The 15,507-nt window shown below is 64.7% G+C and carries 17 protein-coding genes; 7 read left to right on the top strand and 10 right to left on the bottom strand.

Annotation, left to right across the window (positions count from 1 at the left end; genetic code table 11):
* Positions 1 to 12: 12 nt before the first annotated feature.
* Both J2X09_RS24925 and J2X09_RS24920 read right to left on the bottom strand, forming a co-directional pair.
* Positions 13 to 372: a hypothetical protein gene (locus J2X09_RS24925; protein ID WP_204734534.1), complete on the bottom strand. Its 360-nt coding sequence runs from the start codon at positions 370 to 372 to the stop codon at positions 13 to 15.
* Positions 369 to 935: a cob(I)yrinic acid a,c-diamide adenosyltransferase gene (locus tag J2X09_RS24920; protein ID WP_204734535.1), complete on the bottom strand. Its 567-nt coding sequence runs from the start codon at positions 933 to 935 to the stop codon at positions 369 to 371. The genes J2X09_RS24925 and J2X09_RS24920 overlap by 4 nt, the downstream gene beginning before the upstream one ends.
* Positions 936 to 1,137: 202 nt before the next feature.
* Here J2X09_RS24920 and J2X09_RS24915 point away from each other — a divergent pair, with 202 nt between their 5' ends.
* The 5 genes from J2X09_RS24915 to J2X09_RS24895 all read left to right on the top strand — a co-directional run bounded on the left by J2X09_RS24915 (position 1,138) and on the right by J2X09_RS24895 (position 6,035).
* On the top strand, positions 1,138 to 1,371 hold the full coding sequence (locus J2X09_RS24915; RefSeq protein WP_204734536.1) for a hypothetical protein: 234 nt from the start codon (positions 1,138 to 1,140) through the stop codon (positions 1,369 to 1,371).
* Positions 1,372 to 1,473: 102 nt separating this feature from the next.
* Positions 1,474 to 2,082, top strand: coding sequence for a TetR/AcrR family transcriptional regulator (locus tag J2X09_RS24910; protein ID WP_204734537.1), 609 nt, complete (start codon positions 1,474 to 1,476; stop codon positions 2,080 to 2,082).
* Positions 2,079 to 3,050 carry a Bug family tripartite tricarboxylate transporter substrate binding protein gene (locus J2X09_RS24905; protein WP_204734538.1) on the top strand — a complete coding sequence of 324 codons (972 nt, stop codon included), beginning with the start codon at positions 2,079 to 2,081 and terminating at the stop codon, positions 3,048 to 3,050. The genes J2X09_RS24910 and J2X09_RS24905 overlap by 4 nt, the downstream gene beginning before the upstream one ends.
* A 5-nt stretch (positions 3,051 to 3,055) precedes the next feature.
* Positions 3,056 to 4,585, top strand: coding sequence for an amidase (locus J2X09_RS24900; RefSeq protein WP_204734539.1), 1,530 nt, complete (start codon positions 3,056 to 3,058; stop codon positions 4,583 to 4,585).
* Positions 4,586 to 4,610: 25 nt separating this feature from the next.
* Positions 4,611 to 6,035, top strand: a complete 1,425-nt coding sequence (locus J2X09_RS24895; protein WP_204734540.1) for an FAD-binding oxidoreductase — start codon at positions 4,611 to 4,613, stop codon at positions 6,033 to 6,035.
* On the opposite strand, the gene J2X09_RS24890 is transcribed toward J2X09_RS24895, so the two are convergent.
* The 6 genes from J2X09_RS24890 to J2X09_RS24865 are packed head-to-tail and all read right to left on the bottom strand — an operon-like array spanning position 6,004 to position 12,665.
* Positions 6,004 to 6,540, bottom strand: a complete 537-nt coding sequence (locus J2X09_RS24890; protein ID WP_510184455.1) for a toxin-activating lysine-acyltransferase — start codon at positions 6,538 to 6,540, stop codon at positions 6,004 to 6,006. The two genes, J2X09_RS24895 and J2X09_RS24890, sit on opposite strands and share 32 nt — an antisense overlap.
* A 20-nt stretch (positions 6,541 to 6,560) precedes the next feature.
* Positions 6,561 to 7,919, bottom strand: coding sequence for a TolC family outer membrane protein (locus J2X09_RS24885; RefSeq protein ID WP_204734542.1), 1,359 nt, complete (start codon positions 7,917 to 7,919; stop codon positions 6,561 to 6,563).
* On the bottom strand, positions 7,909 to 9,252 hold the full coding sequence (locus J2X09_RS24880; protein WP_310309671.1) for an HlyD family type I secretion periplasmic adaptor subunit: 1,344 nt from the start codon (positions 9,250 to 9,252) through the stop codon (positions 7,909 to 7,911). Before J2X09_RS24880 ends, J2X09_RS24885 begins: the two co-directional genes overlap by 11 nt.
* Positions 9,249 to 11,414: a peptidase domain-containing ABC transporter gene (locus J2X09_RS24875; protein WP_310309669.1), complete on the bottom strand. Its 2,166-nt coding sequence runs from the start codon at positions 11,412 to 11,414 to the stop codon at positions 9,249 to 9,251. Before J2X09_RS24875 ends, J2X09_RS24880 begins: the two co-directional genes overlap by 4 nt.
* Before the next feature lie 10 nt (positions 11,415 to 11,424).
* Positions 11,425 to 11,919, bottom strand: a complete 495-nt coding sequence (locus tag J2X09_RS24870) for a GNAT family N-acetyltransferase (protein WP_204734544.1) — start codon at positions 11,917 to 11,919, stop codon at positions 11,425 to 11,427.
* Positions 11,916 to 12,665 carry an SPM autocatalytic domain-containing protein gene (locus tag J2X09_RS24865; protein WP_510184454.1) on the bottom strand — a complete coding sequence of 250 codons (750 nt, stop codon included), beginning with the start codon at positions 12,663 to 12,665 and terminating at the stop codon, positions 11,916 to 11,918. The genes J2X09_RS24870 and J2X09_RS24865 overlap by 4 nt, the downstream gene beginning before the upstream one ends.
* Before the next feature lie 178 nt (positions 12,666 to 12,843).
* Between J2X09_RS24865 and J2X09_RS24860 the strand changes: the two genes are divergently transcribed.
* Positions 12,844 to 13,425, top strand: a complete 582-nt coding sequence (locus tag J2X09_RS24860; RefSeq protein ID WP_204734546.1) for a hypothetical protein — start codon at positions 12,844 to 12,846, stop codon at positions 13,423 to 13,425.
* The gene (locus J2X09_RS24855; protein ID WP_204734547.1) at positions 13,418 to 13,858 is read left to right on the top strand and encodes a hypothetical protein; all 441 of its coding nucleotides are present in this window, start codon (positions 13,418 to 13,420) and stop codon (positions 13,856 to 13,858) included. The genes J2X09_RS24860 and J2X09_RS24855 overlap by 8 nt, the downstream gene beginning before the upstream one ends.
* A gap of 515 nt (positions 13,859 to 14,373) precedes the next feature.
* Here J2X09_RS24855 and J2X09_RS24850 read toward each other — a convergent pair.
* Together J2X09_RS24850 and J2X09_RS24845 are read right to left on the bottom strand one after the other, a co-directional pair.
* Complete coding sequence (locus tag J2X09_RS24850; RefSeq protein ID WP_204734548.1) at positions 14,374 to 14,814, bottom strand: hypothetical protein; 441 nt, start codon at positions 14,812 to 14,814, stop codon at positions 14,374 to 14,376.
* A 112-nt stretch (positions 14,815 to 14,926) separates the two neighbouring features.
* Positions 14,927 to 15,412, bottom strand: coding sequence for a sensor histidine kinase (locus J2X09_RS24845; protein WP_204734549.1), 486 nt, complete (start codon positions 15,410 to 15,412; stop codon positions 14,927 to 14,929).
* Positions 15,413 to 15,507: the final 95 nt, after the last annotated feature.

The following is a 15,507-nucleotide window of genomic DNA, read 5'->3' as shown; positions in this document are numbered from 1 at the left end:
CGACCCGCCGCTTCAGTGCCGCTCGCAGCGGCCCTGCGACGTCGCCTGGCCCCGGAAGTCGCTCGTCCAGCTCTGCGCAGCGGTGTCGATCTGGATGCGCTCGTTGTCGATCGCGGTCAGGATGGTGGTGCCGTTGATGGCGAAGGTGTAGACCGGCACGCCGTCGATCAGCACCGCGTTCACGCGCTTGCGGTCGTAGCCGATGGCCACGGTGCGGGTCCAGGTGGTGCGCGCGGGCAGATAGACCGCCTCGCACACCAGCGTCACCTCGGCGCTGCCCGGTGCCTTGCCCTTCTTGGCGGCCTTGTCCTGCGCCCACACTGGCGCTGCCAGCCAGGCGGCCAGACCGCAGGCGAACCAGATCACTCTCATGACGCGTCCGCCCGGGCCATGCGCTCGCTCTTCCAGTACACGTCGTCGCCACCGTTCATGCGGTTGAGCACCCGCGCGAGCACGAACATCAGGTCGCTCAGGCGGTTGAGGTACTGGCGCGGTGTGTCCTTCAGTGTCTCGGCCTTGTCCAGCGCGACGACGGCACGTTCGGCGCGGCGCGCGACCGTGCGGCACACATGCGCCAGGCTGGCGGCACGGTTGCCAGCGGGCAGGATGAATTCCTGCAGGCGTGGCAGGGCCTCGTTGTGCGTGGCCAGCGCCTCGTCAAGCGCCAGCACGGCCTCGGGCTTGAGCAACTCGAAGCCCGGGATGGAAAGCTCGCCGCCCAGGTTGAACAGCTGGTGCTGGATCTCCACCAGCAGGTGCCGCACATCGGCGGGCAGGTCCTCGCACAGCAGCACGCCGATGTGCGAATTGAGTTCGTCCACATCGCCCATGGCGTGCACGCGCAGGCTGTCTTTCGAAACGCGGGTGTTGTCGCCCAGGCCGGTGGTGCCGGCATCGCCGGTGCGGGTGGCGATCTGGGTGAGTCGGTTGCCCATGGAATGCCTCTTTTTGTATGGCGGAACAGAAAGGCCGATTGTCCTTGAGGTTGCCCGCGAAACCCGAATCCGTAACCGGATGAGGGTAAATGTGTCTGAGGCAAAGGGTTCTTGAAGATCGCAACGGCTGGCAAAAGGGCTTGGCCGTGCGGTGCGATCCGGGCGTAATGCGGCTTCGTCCACCGACACAAGGAGTTTTCCGATGTCCCGCTTCCGTCTCCAGTCCCCCCTGTCCATCTCGGATTTCGAGAAGCGCAGCGTCCAGCTGGTGGCCGCGTGCGCACTGGGGCTGGCCGGCATTGCCGCGGTGCAGGTGTCCCCGCCCACGCGCCATGCCCTCAGCGTCTTCACGCCCGTCCGCCAGGCCGATGCACCGCGTCCCGCCCGTCTGGCCACCGTGATCACATCACTGAAAACCACCGGCGGTCGCCGGTAAATCCCCCACAACGACTGGCCCGGTCTGGCGGGTCGGCGGCCAAGGGTTTGCCCTCATCCAGGCAAATTGCATTACAAACATAATGCAATTGAAGGCACCCCCATGGCACCCAACCTCCACCAGCTCAAAAGCACCCAGACCCGCTCCCGCCTCCTGGAGGCGGCCATGGAAATCCTGCAGACCAAGGGTTACGGGCAACTCTCCATCCACGAGGTGGCCCGCGTCGCGCACATGACCACCGGCGCTGTGCAGCATCACTTTGGCTCCAAGGCCGCGCTGATGATGGAAGTCCTCGCGCACCTGATCGACCGGCTGGACAAGGAGAACTCGTTCTGGCCGCCCGCGCAATGGCCGGCTCGTGAGCGTGCCGATCACTTTGTGGAGCAAGCCTGGAAACAGCTCTACGGGCAGCCCCGGTTCGCCGCGGCGTGGTCTGCGTACCTGGCCGCTCGCGACGATCCCGTCATGACGGCGCACATCATCGAGCGGCGCGCCCAGCTCAGTGAAAGGCTGACGCAGCGCATGCTCGGAAGCTTTCCCGAACTTCGCCGTGAGCGCGACAGCGTCGCTCACGTGAACTTCATCCTGTCCTGCCTGCGCGGCCTGGGTCTGCAGGGGCCTTTTGCCCCGAGCGATGTGATCGACGCCCAGCTCAAGGTGCTCTCACAGACCATCCAGTCGTTCTTGACAACCCCGGAGACACACTCGTGAAGAAGAATCCGTTGCATCTCAACCTGCTCGCCATCGCTGCGCTCGCGCTGACCGCCACACAAGTGATCGCGCAGCCATCGCCCCTGCAGGTGATCGCACAACAGCCGCCGGGCAGCGGCTCCGACTCGATGACCCGCGCCTGGGCCGAGTGCACTTCTCGACAGACAGGGCTTGCATCCGTCGTCATGAATCGGCCCGGCGCCAACGGCATTCTGGCCATCAACTACCTCAAGGGACAGCCGGCCGATGGCGCCAATGTCATGTCTATCGGCATGTCCCAGATGACCATCACGCCCTTCGTCCACCGGCAAATGCCCTACGACCCGCTCAAGGACTTCGACGGGATTGCGGTCATTGGCACTTCCCCACTCGTGCTCACGGTCCCTGCCGGCATGGGCATCCAGAAACTGGCCGATCTGAGCAAATTGGCCCAGTCGCAAAATGGCGGCCTCAACTTCGGGTCACCGGGCAAAGGCAGCCCGGCGCACCTCTTGACTACCGCCCTGGCCGAAGCCATGAAGTGGCCCGCCACTCATGTGCCTTTCGTGGGCGAAGCGGCCGGTCTGAACGCCCTGATGGGGCATCACATTCAAGCCATGACACTGGTGATCGGCACGGCCGCCACGCAGGTTCAGGCGGGAAAACTGGTTCCCCTGGCGGTGTTCTCCAGCGAGCGCTCCGCCCTCATGCCCGATGTGCCCACCATTGCCGAGGCGGGTGGACCATCGGTGCTCGCCCGCCCGGCGTGGATCGCCATCGTGGCCAAGAAGGGCACACCCCCGGACGTGGTGGCCAGGCTCAACGAAGCCACCAACAAATGCCGCAACGACAGCACCTACGCCAATCGCATGGGTGCGATGAACGTGACTCTGGTGAGCAGCAAGCCCGGTGATGTGGCCGCGTACGCGGAACGCGACATTGCGGTCTGGAAGCCGCTGATCGACAAGCTGGGCCTGGCCACCGAGTGAGCCGCATGCCTGCCGATGCATCCCGCTTGGTCGAGCTGAGTGCGCGCGAGCTGCGCGCACGCATCGCGCGCAAGGACATTTCGCCGGTCGAGCTCATGCAAGCCTGCCTGGATCGGATCGATGCGATCAACCCGGCTGTCAATGCCATCTGCGCGCGCGATGACGTCCGGGCGATGGAGTCCGCCAGGGCCGCCGAGCGCGCCGTGATGCGTGGAGACAGCAACCTCCCACTGCTGCACGGCATTCCCCTGGGCGTCAAGGACCTGCAGGATACCGCCGGCCTGCTGACCACGCACGGCAACGTCCGATTGCGGAACCACGTGCCCACCACAGACAACGCACTGGTGGCCCGCCTGCGCCGAGCGGGTGCGATCGTGACGGCCAAGACCAATGTGCCCGACTCCGGCGCCGGGGCGAATACGCGCAACCCCGTCTGGGGGGCGACAGGCAATCCGTTCAACCCCGTTCTCAACGCGGGCGGTTCATCGGGTGGTTCCGCCGCCGCACTCGCGACCGACATGATGCCGCTGTGCACGGGCTCGGATACCGGGGGTTCGTTGCGCATACCGGCCGCGCTCTGCGGGGTGGTCGGCCTGCGGCCTTCCCCCGGATTGATTGCCAATGACGCACGAGCACTGGGCTGGTCCGCCATCTCGGTGCTGGGACCGATGGCCAGGGATGTGGCCGACACCGCCTGGATGATGTCGGCATGCGTGGGCCCCCACCCGATGGACCCCCTCGGCGCTGCGGCGAAAGCCGACGCGTTCTGGCCACTGCCCGAGGTGGATCTGTCGAAGCTGCGCGTGGCCTTCACACCGGACTTCGGCACCTGCGCAGTCGACCCCATGATCCGGCGCAGCTTCGCGCAGCGCATGCAGTCACTTTCGTCTGTGGTGGCACATTGCGAAATGCTGGACTGGAAGCTGGACGACGGTCATCGGTGTTTTGACGTGATCCGCGCCGAGAGCTTCCTGGCTGGCTTTGAGGCCATCTACCGCACGCAGCCAGAATCGCTCGGCCCCAACGTGCGGGCGAATGTGGAACTGGCAGCCAACATCACGCTCTCGGATCGGGCACAGGCGCACCTGACACAGACCCGGCTCTTCCGACAGTTCCAGCGCGCCTTCGAACACGTGGACCTGATCGTGGCACCTGTCACGCCACTCTCGCCCTTTCCATGGCACCAGCTGTACGCGCAGCGCATCGACGGTATCGAGCAACGCAACTACTACGAGTGGCTCAGCCTCACGTATCTGGTGACGCTCTCGACCTGCCCCGCGCTGTCCCTGCCCTGCGGGTACGACGAGGCCGGCATGCCATTTGGTCTGCAGCTGATCGCCCCGCTGCACGAGGATGCCCGCTTGCTTGCCACCGCTCACGCACTTGAGACCTGGTGGGGCGCGTCGTCTCGCACGCGTCCCGACATCGGGGCCCTGCGCCGCACGCCACGCCCCGAACTGCGCGAAATAGTGACCCACCCGCCACAATGGACGGGCGGCAGTGGCTACGATGCTCCCACGCTCACCGCCGTCTGAAACCCCGATTCGCCCACCGCCCGCCATGAACGCTCCTACCGCCCACAACCATCTCGCCCCGCAAATCCAGCAGCGCACCGTTCCGGCCGAGTTCCTGGCTGAACTGCAGGTGCGTTTCGGCGCGCAATGTTCCACCGCCCTGGTGGTGCGCGAGCAGCACGGCCGCGACGAATCGGTCTATGAGGTGCCGCCGCCGGTGGCCGTGGTGTTCGCCGAAAGCACGCAGGACGTGGCCGATGCCGTCGCACTCGCCGCGCGCCACCGCGTGCCGGTCATCCCCTTCGGTGTGGGCTCCTCGCTTGAAGGCCACCTGCTCGCCGTGCAGGGTGGCATCAGCATCGACGTGAGCCGCATGAACAAGGTGCTCTCGATCAACGCCGAAGACCTCACCGTGACCGTGCAGCCAGGCGTCACGCGCAAGGCGCTCAACGAAGCGGTCAAGAGCGAAGGCCTGTTCTTTCCCATCGACCCTGGCGCCGACGCCTCCATCGGCGGCATGTCGGCCACGCGCGCCTCGGGCACCAACGCCGTGCGCTACGGCACCATGCGCGAGAACGTGCTCGCGCTCGAAGTGGTGACCGCGCGTGGCGAGGTGATCCGCACCGGCACGCGCGCCAAGAAGAGCAGCGCAGGCTACGACCTCACGCGCCTCATGGTCGGCAGCGAAGGCACGCTCGGCGTGATGACCGAGATCACCCTCAAGCTCTACCCACTCCCCGAAGCCATCTCGGCCGCCACCTGCTCGTTCCCCACCATCGAAGCCGCCGTGCGCACCGTGATCCAGGTGATCCAGCTCGGCGTGCCGATCGCACGCTGCGAACTGATCGACCACAACACCGTGCGCATGGTCAACGCGCACAGCAAGCTCGGGTTGCGCGAAGAGAACATGCTGCTCATGGAGTTCCACGGCTCGCCCGCGAGCGTGAAGGAACAGGCCGAGACGGTGCAGGAGATCGCCCGTGAATTCGGCGGCAACGCGTTCGAGTGGGCCGTCACGCCGGAAGAGCGCACGCGCCTGTGGACCGCAAGGCACAACGCCTATTTCGCCGCCATCCAGAGCAAGCCCGGCTGCCGAGCCATCTCGACCGACACCTGCGTGCCCATCAGCCGCCTGGCCGACTGCCTGCTGGATTCGGTGAGCGAAGCCGACGCCGCCGGCCTGCCCTACTTCCTCGTTGGCCACGTGGGCGACGGCAACTTCCACTTCGGCTACCTGATCGACCCCAACAAGCCCGAGGAACACACCCTGGCCGAAGAGCTCAACCACAAGCTCGTGGCCAGGGCGCTCAGCCTGGAAGGCACCTGCACCGGTGAACACGGCGTGGGCCTGCACAAGATGGACTTCCTCGTCACCGAGGCCGGTGCCGGCGCGGTCGACATGATGCGCACCATCAAGCGCGCGCTGGACCCGGACAACATCATGAACCCGGGGAAGATTTTTTCGCTGTGAGATCCCCATCCCCCTGACCTTGCTGGATCGGCCACTCCAGCACTTCGGCGGTGCGCCCGGGCAACTGCACCAGTTGGCGCAACTCACGTCCCGCGAGATGCGTTGTGCGAAGCTCCTGCAGCATCTCGCGCGCACCCCCGAACGGCGTGAAGATATCGATCAGCCAGGCCTGCTCGCCGCTGTTCCAGTCCTGCATCGCCAGCCGGTGCGGCGCCTGGCGCCAACGGGTCACCGCTTCTTCTGACAGCAGCGCCCACGAGGCGTAGCCCACCGGCGCATCTCCTTGCATGAAGAGTCGTGCCTGCCCCTGCATCAGCGGCGGCAACACACGCCACTCCAGGTCGGCCAGCAAGCCCGTGCGCGATGCGGATTGCTGCAGCATGAGCCAGGTGACGGCACCCAGCATGGGGATCTTCTGCAATGCACTGTGGGCTTGCGCACGAGCCAGCTCGGCGAGCTCCCGTGTTCCGCCTGAGGGCTCAAAGGAATGCGACGGGGTCTGCATGGACGTCGGAGATATCGTGTTCATGGAAGCGGGGGCATCAGAAGTGCGTTGATCGAAGCGAGGTCAAGTTCGGAAAGTTCACCGATGGCAGCCTTGAGGCGCAGCCCATTCATCAATGTGTCCACACGCGCCTTGTGCCAGTCGCGCTGCGCGGCATGCAGCTGCTGCTCGGCGTTGAGCACATCGGTGTTGATGCGCGTGCCGATGCGATAGCCCACGCGGTTCGATGCGAGTGCCGCCTCGCTGGACTGCACCGCAGAGGCCAGGGCATCCACCTGAGCAAGGCCGTTGAGCACGCCAGCGTGTGCCTGGCGCGCCTGCGTGGACGCCAGCCGTTTCGCGGCCTCCAGCTCTTCCTCGGCCTTTTCACTCATCGCCAGGGCTTCGCGCACCCGGGACTGCACGGCACCACCGGCATACAAAGGCATCGTGAAGTTCACACCAACCTGCGCCGAACGCACATGGCTGGCAATGTCTGCCGGTGAGCTCATGCTGCCCGAGGCCCGGGTCGGGCCGTAGCTGGCGGTCAAGTCCAGCGTGGGCGAATGGCCGGCGCGCTGGCGCTCCACCTCCGCCCGCGCCACCTCCAACGCGGTGCGCTGGATCCTCACGGCAGGATGGTCTTCCCGCGCGCTGTCCAGCCAGCGCTGAAGTTCACCAGCAGGCGGTGGCGGTAGCTCGGCCGAGGGGTTCAGCAGGTGCAAGGTACCCGGTGATGCGCCGAGAAGCCGCTCGAGCTCCGCGGTTCGCAATTCGACTTCGTTGTGCGCGGCCACGCCCTGCGCGCGTGCCGCATCCCTCCTTGCCTGCGCCTCGTGCACGTCGGTGATGGCGCCGGTACCCACGTCGAAGTTGCGGGTGGCGAGTGCAAGTTGGTGTTCCACGGCCGCGCGATACGACTTCGCAGCCCGGCGCCCTTCCTGAGCCACCAGAACGTCCAGGTAGGCCTGCGCCACCCGCAGCAACAGATCCTGCTCCGCCTGGCGGAACTGTTCGCGCGCTTGTTCGAGTTGGGCCTCGGCGTGGCGCCAGCCCGCGAGATTCGCTGGACGCCAGAGGGGCTGGGTGACCTGAACGCTCCAGCCGCGGTTGCGCACTTTGCGATCCACAGGGTCTGCATCCGCGAAAGACGCCTGCCCGGATTGGCGACTGGCCGATGCGGTGAGATGCGCCGCCGGAAGCATGCCCCCGCGCGCCTGAATCGGCCGCTCGGTGGCCGCCTCCAACGTGCGGCGCGCGGCGAGATAGGTGGCATCGTGTGCCTGCGCTCGCCGTGCAACGCCCAGCAGGTCGTCGGCCTGGACGGCGGGCACCCATCCGATCTGCAGCGACAACGCCAGCACGCCGACGGCACGCAAGAGGCTTCCATCAACGCTCACGGATGGCCTCCTGCTTGTAGCGAAACATCGGCGCCAGGAAGTACTCCAGCATGCGGCGCTCTCCGGTGCGTATGTCGGCCGTCACGTTCATGCCCGCACCCACAGTGCCGTGGCGACCATTCACCGCGTTGGGCGTGCTGGTGCCATCCAGTTCGACGCGCACCGGGTAGACCGGGCCCAGCTTCGGGTCGTTGACGGCATCCGTGCCCACCCAGCTCACGCGCCCTTCGATATAGCCATATCGGGTGTAGTCGTAGGTCTCCACCTTGTTGATGACGCGCTGGCCCGGCCGGATGTGGCCGATGTCCTTGTTGAGCACCTGCGCTTCCACTTCCAGGCCGCTGCCCGCCGGCACGATGGTCATGAGCGGTTGCGCGGGTGTGACCACGCCACCCACCGTGGTCACAGCGAGCTGCTGGACCACGCCATCAATCGGACTGCGCAAGGTCTGCAGTTCGCCTCGCAGCGTGGCCTTCACCAGCTCCTGTCGCGCGGCTTCACGCTTGCGAATCGCCTCGCTGAGTTCCGCGCCAGCGCGCGCGCGAAACTCAGCGCGCACCTGGGCGCGCTGCTGCAGGGCGGCTTCGCGGCCAGCCGCCGCTTCACGCAGACGGTTCTGCTGCACCGCCAGCTCCTTCTCCATCGCCATCAGCTCCAGGCGCGATTCGATGGCGCCCGTGCGTGGCAAGTGCCCGGTGGTGGCCAGCTCCTCACGCATGGCATGCTTCTGGCGCAGCAAGGGCAGGCTCTGCCGCAACTGGTCGATGCTCGCCGCGATCGCATCGCGATCCGCCTCACGACGGGCGACATCGGCATCCAGTGTCGCGATGCGCTGGGCCTGTTCGGCACGCTTGCTGGCCAGCAGCGCTTCCTGCTGCCGAGCCACATCGCCGGGCATATCGGCCGGCCATGCCGCCAGGACATCGCCCGACATTTCAGCCTGCAGGCGTGTCGCATCCGCGCTGGCGTCCCAGAAATCGCGCTGCACCCGGCTCTGGTCCGCGTGTGCGCTGGTGGGATCGAGCTCCACCAGCAGGTCGCCGGCTTTCACGGCCTGACCATCGCGCACCGCGATGGCCCGGACCACCCCCGACTCGAGTGGCTGCACCACCTTGCTGCGACCCGACGGAATCACCCGGCCTTGCGACGACACGACGATGTCAACGGGTGCCAGCCATGCGAAGACCAGCACACACGACGCCATGGCACAAATGCCCAGGCTGATCATCCGCGCCACCGCCCAGGGCATCGGCCGCTGCAGCGTCAACGCATCCGGTGAGAAGGCATGCCCGGGTGCCTGCATGGGTTGGGTCAACGTACCTCCTGCGCTCATGCGGCCTCCAACACTTGATGGGACCGGTACAGCGACGCATAGCGCCCGCCCATTCGAAGCAAGTCACGGTGGTGTCCGCTCTCCACCAGACGCCCTTTGTCGAGCACCAGCACCCGGTCTGCCAGGCGCAAGGTCGACAACCGATGCGCGACGATGAACACCGTGCGGCCTTCACAGATGCGGGCCATGTTGTCGTGAACGGCGCGTTCACTGTCATAGTCGAGCGAGGCGGTGGCTTCGTCGAACAACAGGATGCACGGATCGCCCGCCAGCGCGCGGGCAATCGCCAGGCGCGCCCGCTGACCACCAGACAGCTGGCTGCCCCGTTCGCCAATCACCGTGTCATAGCCTTGCGGCAGCTGCAGCACGAAGTCGTGCGCCCCGGCGAGCTTTGCTGCGTCCATGATCTTTTCCATCGGCAAGTCGGCCCGCCCCAGGGCAATGTTCTCGCGCACGCTGCGATTGAAGAGCGTCACGTCCTGGCTGACCACGCCGATCTGGCGGCGCAGCCACGAGGCGTCCATCAGCGCCAGGTCCATGCCGTCGATCAACACGCGGCCCCGCTCAGGCACATAAAGGCGCTGGATCAACCGCGTCAACGTGGTCTTGCCCGAGCCGGACACGCCGGTGATGCCCACGATTTCGCCGGGCTTCACGTCCAGGCTCAGGTCCGACAAGACCTCGGGCGCATGCGGCGCATAACGGAAGGTCACGTGCTCCAGCGTGACCCCGCCCTTCAGGGATGGCGGCACGCTGCGCCCAGGCCGGAACGCGGGTTCCACGGGCGCGTCCATGATCTCGGCCAGCCGCTTCACGCTCACCTTCATCTGCGTCACCTCCTGCCAGACCGACGCCAGCTTCAGGATCGGCGCGTTCACCCGGCCCGCCAGCATGTTGAAGGCGATGAGTCCACCCACCGTCAACTCGTTGTCAATCACCAGACGCGCCCCGAAGTACAGCAGCAGCACCGTCAGCACCTTGCTGGCCAGGCCCATGAACTGCTGTGTGGCGTTGCCCACATGGCCTGACGCGAATGCCGCGTGTACGTAATCGGCCTGTCGTCGCTCCCACTCGCGCTGCCATGCGGTCTCCACGGCCTGGCCCTTGAGCGTTTCCATCGCGCCCACCGTTTCCTGCAGGAAGGTCTGGTTCTCGGCCCCGAGGGCGAACTTGTCCTCCAGCTTGCTGCGCAGCAGCGGCGTGACGATCCAGGAAGCGGCGAACAACACCGGCAGCGCAGCCACCACGATCAGCGTGAGCGTGGCGCTGTAATGGAACATCACCGCGAGGAAGACAACGGCGAACGCGAGATCGAGCCATCCCGTGAGCGCGGTCCCCGTCAGGAAGTTGCGCGCGTTCTCCAGCTCACGCACCCGCGCCACCGTATCGCCCGTGCGACGCGCGCCGAAATACGACATGGGCAGGTGGATGAGATGGCGAAACAGGCGCGAACCCAGTTCCACGTCCACCCGATGCGTGGTGTGCGAAAACAGGTAATGGCGCATGGCACCCAGCACCACCTCGAACACGCCCAGGCCCAGCAGGGCGATCACCAGCACATCCAGTGTCGCCATCGAGCGGTGCGCCAGCACCTTGTCGATCACGACCTGGAAGATCAACGGCGTGACCAAGGCGAACACCTGCACGAAGAGCGAAGCCAGCAGCACCTCACCCAGAATGCCCTTGTGCCGCGAAAGCGACCGCCAGAACCAGTCCATGCCAAAGACACGGTGCTCGGCGTCCGCTGCCTGCGCGGCACCTCGGCGTGCCTCCAGCCACTCTCCCGTCCACAAGGCCTGCAACGCGTCGGTGTCCAGCGAAGATGGCGCCGACTCTCCCGCCGCCTGCACCAGAAACTCATCGCCACCCAGCGGCGATACCAGCAACGCACGACCACTGGCCGTGGTCGTGAGCACGGGCACCCCTTCTGCCAGGCGACCCGGTCCACCCCTTCTGGGCTGCACCGACAGGCCCACGGCGGTCAACGCACGGGCCATGGCCGCCAGGTTGGGTGCCTGCGCAAACGCCACGCCCTGCGCACGAAGCACCGCGGCGTCCACAGGCATGCCCATCAACCCCACAAAGCTGGCCAGCAGCGACCAGGTCTCATTGGCGCAGCTTCCCCCCGACGGCTTCTGGGCCGCCTCCTTCAACTCACTCATCATTCCCTCTTCAGGTCGATTGGATTTTGGGTGCGGCCTCGGTCTGCCCCTGCAGAGGCAGAAAGAAATTGGAGCCGCAGTTGCGAAACTGGAGGTGGCCCATGAAGCGCTCAAAACGATCGCGGTCGATGTCCACGCTCATGTTGATGTTCAGCTCGCGCGCCCGCCGGTTTTCTGCCCAGCGCCGCACGGCCAGCATCAGCTTCAAGGCCGCCGCACTGCCCCGGTGGAGCGGCGCCACATAGAACCACTTGTCCTGCACCACGCGCACGTCGGCGAAAAAGTAGGTCGTGACGAAAGCGCCCAGCCCGCCCGCCAGCTCTCCCTCATGGGTTTCTGCCAGCAGTGCGCAAGCGGTGGCCGGATGTGTGACCATGTCACGCAGCATCGCCTCCACCCGTTTCGAGTCCATGGGGTAGTGACGGAAGCGGGACTCCGCGTGCATCGCTTGTCCCAGCGCATACATGGCGGGCAGATCGTCCGGGGTGGCAAACCGCACCTTCATGTGGCCCCCGCGGCGACGGACAACGAACCCAGGGCCGCCGCCGCGACCCACGCATCGGCGGGGTCGTCGTGGGCAGCGGGCACAAAGACGGTGGCGGCTTCGCTCGCACCCGAAGGCGGGAGTGCCGCGTACTGCGCAAAGAGCAATGCCATCTGTGCGGCCTCGGGGATGGGCACGCCATCGCCGGCGAACATCACGTCGCCCGCGCGCGTGGTGCTGCCATCGGCCCACTGCACCTGCGATGTGCCGAAGACGATGTTGCCCTGGTTCATCGCGGGCGTGCCCTCGCGGGTGAGGGAGATGCCCTGCAGGCCTGCGTCGTCGAGCGAGACGAACTCACCCTCGTCCTGCGCGCCGTTGGCGTTGCGGTCCTGGAAGAGGCCGAAGTCCTTCCAGCGGTCATCGGCCGCGCTGATCCAGCCGTCGTGGTTGCTGTCGTGCGCGGCCAGGCCTTCGAGGTCGGTGCGCGCGCCGGGCAGGTGGTCGACGAAGCTGACCTCGTGGTCGATGTCCACGCGGCCGTCGCGGTTGGCATCGAGCACGAGGATGGCGTCGGCGGGTGCGGCCCAGCCGATGCGGTCGCGCCAGCCGTCGTCGTTGATGTCCATGAAGACGTTGGAGTCCTCTGGGCGGATGGGCGACTCTATGTCACTGGCGCCACGCGACCGGGTGTCACCCTGGATGCCGAGGGCTATCCCAACGAGATCGTTTCCACAGCCTTTGCGGTGCCGAAAACCAACTGACACCACCGGTTTTGGCGGTCAGTCCGTACGTTGGCGCCTATCAGTCATGCAAATGAATTGCTTGATTCGCGAATGGAGGGCTCTCCTCCCTGTTTTCAGGGATGGGCAACCGGCTGATGACTCAGCAGAATCGTGCCCACTTCAAAAATCAAACGAAAGTTCTATCGATGAGGGAAGTCACATGAAGACCGTTTCCAGACATCAACAGACCTCCGGTGGGGACTGGAAGAGCCCGCTCGGGCTTGCACTGATCGGCTACTACCTTGTGATGGCCGTCGTAGGTTTGCTGATCCCCGACGACATCTTGAGCGCGAACGCTTGGGCGCGTAAGTTCAGCGACTTCATGGCTTCGATCGTTCCGCAGATCGATCGCATCACTGCGTTGGGGATCAAGCCAGATGTGAACCGGTTTTATTTCGCGGTGTTGTGGATGAGTAGTCCGGTTGCCTTTTTCTTTTCCGCTCTGCTGGTGCTAAGTGGCCGTCAAAAAAACTATCCGATGTGGTCGATGCCGTTTTTCAAGTCTTTGCTCTTTATATCTATTCCCGCAGTGTTCTTCTCGTGGGCGCAGTTCCTGTGGGGGGTAAATCCAGAGATGAGGCTTACAAAATTCCTGTTTGCAGTTGACCTTGCACGAGGCTTCTATACGCAACTTGTGTTTTGCACGGGCGTTGTGTTCGGCATTGCCGGTGTAACGGTTTGGCTTGCGGGCTGGATAACAGGCTACATCCCGCGCTGCATCCAGGAGCAGAAGAATGGCTGAATCTACCAACGTTCGTGCCGATAGAGTCTTCGTTCTGAACAACGATGCTGTTTCCAGAGTCGTCAACACCGATGTTTTCTCCACAGCAGGTGCACGAGCTCGAGTCGAGACGAAGGAAATTCTGTCGGACGGTCCGTCAGCTGCACTCGCAGGCATCGAGAGCGGCGCAGAAAAGGCCATCACCACGTTTCCATCGACTTCCGGTATTGCGGGACGCATCGTGCCCGGCGCAGCTTATGTAGGCATGGCCTCAAACACTCCTCTGGGTAGATCCGTCACTTCAACTAACAAGAGTGCTTCTCGGAAATGTCGCTGCCCAGGCCTTCGTGGCGCAGTTAATGTGGGTGACTGGCCCATCCCTGTTTCTCGCGATTTCGCCTTTTGCGTTTGCTGCGTGGTATCTAAATCCACGCTCTGTGGGGTCAAAAAATGACTGAATCAAGTGCTAGTCCAGAGGCTGCAGTGCACGTCGGCAACCTTTTTGTTCTGAGCGGTGGCTCAGTCATCACAGCGCCGAATATCGGTAGCTTTGAAACCAACGCAAACGTGTGGAGTGCTGCTACCCCTAGAAGTCGAGCGTCCACTACAGAGATACTGCCCGACGGCCCTTCGGCTGTTGTGGCTGGGGTCGAACACGGAGCAGCTAGCGCAGCCATTCATCTCCCATCAACATCGGGGATTGCTGGTCGCATCGTGCCGGGCGCGGCGTACGTCGGCATGGGAAACGACGCGGTCAATGTGGGACAACATGTTCTGCAAGGCCATGGCGCGGAAGCTGTAACGGAGGGCGTTGGTGTTGTTGGGCAAGCGGGTGGTGCTTTAGTTGGAGCCAAGGTTGGCGCGGCGCTCGGAGCGAGTGGCGGGCCTTTCGCCCCAATAACCGTACCCGTGGGAGCTTTAATTGTTGGAGGCTTTGGTGCATACGTCGGCGCCGCTGGCACCAAATCCCTAGGCGAGTCCCTCATCGGCAACCTGGGAGATCAACTTCAAGGCAACGCCGTTTCTCACGATGGTCACCTTGTCGACCACGCCGAACGCCACGGTCTTGGTGCCAAGAATCTGTGCAGCGCCCAAGGTGGTTGCCTGGCTGATCGCCTCGCCGGTGCAGGTGGTACCCGGGTACTTTGTTTCGATGGATGTGGTTCCGTATTCGCTGGCGTTGATCTTGCCGATCGTCAGGTCTTCCAGCTCTGAGAGGCCGTCCGGATATGACGCATTGACCGCGGGAGAAAACATCACCTCGCAGTTGCGAACCCACTGGCCCACGTACTTGTCAACCGGATCTGCGCTGGTGTTCTGAGGTTCGGTGTCGGGGTTTGATCCACCACCGCCACATGCGGCCATGAGGCAGGGGATCAAAGCCATCGCGATTTTGGAAAGAAGGTTCATTCAACAAGCCTTTGTGAGTTGGAAAGGGCGCGATTCTGTTGACGCCGCCTCCAAATGCATATCCCCCAAAACAGGGACTCAGCGTGTTGATCTCTGAAGATGCACGAACTCATCAAACGTCACCCTCCCCCAACGAAACCCCCACCGCCGTCCCCTTCCCCGCCACGCTGCGCAGCGTGGTCGACTGCCCCAGCAACTCCGCCATGCGTTTGACGCTGTAGAGCCCCAGGCCCATGCCTTCGGGCACGCGCTTGGGCATGCCGCCGCGCTGGAACGCTTCGAAGCAGCGCGCGGCGTCTTCGGCATTCATGCCGATGCCGTTGTCGATCACCATGAGCCACAGGCGGCCCTGCCTGCGGCGACAGCCGATGAGGATGCGGCCGCCTTCATCGGTGTAGCGCAGGGCGTTGGAGAGCAGGTTGCGCACGATGCGCTGCAGCGTCGGCACGTCGGTGCGAACGGTGCGATCCACCCGCTGGTAGCGCAACGTGATGTGGCGGCCCCGCGCCCATTGGCGGAACTCCTGCACAACAGGTTCGAGCACGGTGTGCAGGTTGACCGTCTGGAGGTCCAGTGCGGGTGGTCCGTCCTGCACCATCTGTCAACGCCGGTTGAATTTTCCTCAGATTGGCCGGAGTAAATTTCCCCACCTGGTGTGTGCGGGTGATCAGCCCGTGATGGGGTCTCGTGGCT

Origin of the sequence: Hydrogenophaga laconesensis, assembly GCF_031457235.1 — a bacterium.
Lineage (GTDB): Bacteria > Pseudomonadota > Gammaproteobacteria > Burkholderiales > Burkholderiaceae_C > Hydrogenophaga > Hydrogenophaga laconesensis.
The sequence above is the reverse complement of the archived record's forward strand: the minus strand, read 5'-3'. Positions and strand labels throughout refer to the sequence as shown.